Below are 2130 nucleotides of genomic sequence, written 5' to 3'. Positions count from 1 at the left end.
TCCCGGAGCTGCTGATAAGGACCGGCAGATGGCTCACTGCCGCCAGACCCTGGACTGGGAGGGCATGATAAAAAGCGCCCTGGATCCGGACCTGGTGCGCAGCAGAATGCAGATAGCAGAAGACGGGAGGACCTGTTCCATGTGCGGCAAGCTCTGCGCAGTGAAGACTTCCGAGGAGACACAGGCACTTCAGGCAGAATCCTGATGTGCGGTTGAAAGCATGTGACAAAAAAAGCCGGACAGGTTAACAGTGAACCTGCCCGGCTTTTTTCTGCGGGGTTATCGTTGCTGCAAAAAAAACATTGATATGGCAAACAGTAAGCCTCTTACTCATCTGGAAGGCTCAGCAGAAAACGCCAGGCGGAAATGATTTCGATTCGCCTTCCATTAAGTTCCATGTCTTCATCATGGTCCCGGGTTACCAGTGTTCCAGAATCAAGGCCCAGTTCCTCCATGGCCTGGTCAAGGGCGCGTAGTTCCCGTGTCCTCGTGTCTTTATGGGACAATGTTTCGCACACCTGGATCAAACGGCGGGATCTATCCTGCAGTTGTATGATAAAATCCACTTCCAGTCCTTTGGCTGTTTTATAATACCAGATATCCGAGGTCAGACGACGAAGAGCTGTAAATATCATGTTTTCAAGCAGGTGACCGGAGTTGATGAGAATACCTGAAGCTACTGAGGTGACAAGTGAATGATCGATACAGTATATTTTTCTGGGGTTAGTTTTGCTTCGGCTTAAAGAAGGGTCGAAGATCCTTACAGAAAAGAAAAAAAATGCATCTTCGAACCACTCCAGGTAGTCTGATACAGCTGCTTTCGGGGACTTGTGCCCAAGGGACTTGAGATATCCAGTCAGTCTGTTCACCGTGTGAAGGGATGCGATGTTATCCATCAGACGGTGGGCCAGATCGGTCACTGCTCTGGGGTGTGAAATGTTGTGACGTTCTACCACATCCCTGAAGAGAACTGCCTGGAAGTACTCCTGGTGGATTTTGAGGCGCAAGTATTTTTCAAGTCCAGTGACCTCGGGGAAGCCACCGGTTTCCCAGTAGTCCTCGAAAGCTTTGCGGATGGTCAGGCGCTTCTTGGCCGAGTGTGGTCCGCTGCTTTTTATCCCTTTGGCATCAAGAAATTCCCGGAAAGAAAAAGGGAAAAGCTCCCAGGATATGGCCCGGCCGCGCATCTGCGTGGCTATCTCCTTTGAGAGCATCCTGGCGGAAGATCCCGTCAAATATACCTGGCATTTCTCGGTACGCATGAGCCTGTCAACAAAGGGCTCCCAGCCTGGTAGCGCCTGAACTTCATCAAAAAAACAATAGACCGTCCGGGAGTTCTTTTTCTCAGGGTATAACCCGAAATAGGCTTCCAGAATCACCTCGAGGCCCATGTGCTGCAGGGCATGCAGCCTGTCATCGAAAAAGTTCAGATAAAGAATGTTCTCCGCCTGCACCCCGTCTCTTTTCAATTGTTCCATGATCTGGAACAGATACGTAGATTTTCCGCAGCGGCGAACCCCAATACATACACTGGCCTTGCCTGGAAGGGTTGTCAGCTTCAGTCGTCTGGGCGTCCCGGTCTCCAGCTGGAGTTCCTGAAAATCAAGTATTATCTCTTGAAGGGCTTGTTTCATTTGTTAGGCTCCGAGCATATTTATTGAGAATCTGGTAATATAAATTGCCAGTTTTACCCCGGACTGGCAAGATATTTTTCCGGTATTTGCTTTTGAACCAGGTGGTAAAGTGCGCATGACTGCAGGTATGCCGCAAAAAAAGCCGGACAGGATAACCTGCCCGGCTTTTTGGTTTTCATCGGTTATTTCCAGGGACTACTTTTCTTCCTTGAGCTCTCTCACCAAGTCCTGGAGCATGTTCACCTGTTTGACCAGTTCGGAGATGGCCTGATCCGAATGCTCCATGGCCTCGGCTGTGCTTGAGGAGAGTCTGCTGATCTCCTCCAGGCTGGCATTTATTTCTTCGCTGGAAGTGGACTGCTGCTCTGTAGCCGTGGCAATGGAGCGCACCTCATCGGCAGCAGCACTTATGAGCTGTACGATCTCTTCCAGTGCCCTGCCTGACTGCTTGGCCATTTCCGTTGCTTCCTGGACAGCCTCCACCGCACTTTCCATG

The 2130-nt window shown here is 50.5% G+C and carries 3 protein-coding genes; 1 reads left to right on the top strand and 2 read right to left on the bottom strand.

The genetic code is table 11. The features are described from left to right. Positions 1 to 205: phosphomethylpyrimidine synthase ThiC (locus tag D5S03_RS08385; protein ID WP_287043442.1), on the top strand; the 205-nt coding region annotated here is incomplete at its 5' end. 121 nt (positions 206 to 326) lie between these two features. Here the strand turns inward: D5S03_RS08385 and D5S03_RS08380 are convergent. Continuing rightward, on the bottom strand, positions 327 to 1634 hold the full coding sequence (locus D5S03_RS08380; RefSeq protein WP_287043440.1) for an ATP-binding protein: 1308 nt from the start codon (positions 1632 to 1634) through the stop codon (positions 327 to 329). A 195-nt stretch (positions 1635 to 1829) separates the two neighbouring features. Beyond that, positions 1830 to 2130: methyl-accepting chemotaxis protein (locus tag D5S03_RS08375; protein WP_287043438.1), on the bottom strand; the 301-nt coding region annotated here is incomplete at its 5' end.

Origin of the sequence: Desulfonatronospira sp. MSAO_Bac3, assembly GCF_003838035.1 — a bacterium.
GTDB classification, from domain to species: Bacteria; Desulfobacterota; Desulfovibrionia; order Desulfovibrionales; family Desulfonatronovibrionaceae; genus Desulfonatronospira; species Desulfonatronospira thiodismutans.
Note: the sequence above shows the minus strand (reverse complement) of the source record. Positions and strands in the feature narration are given on the sequence as shown.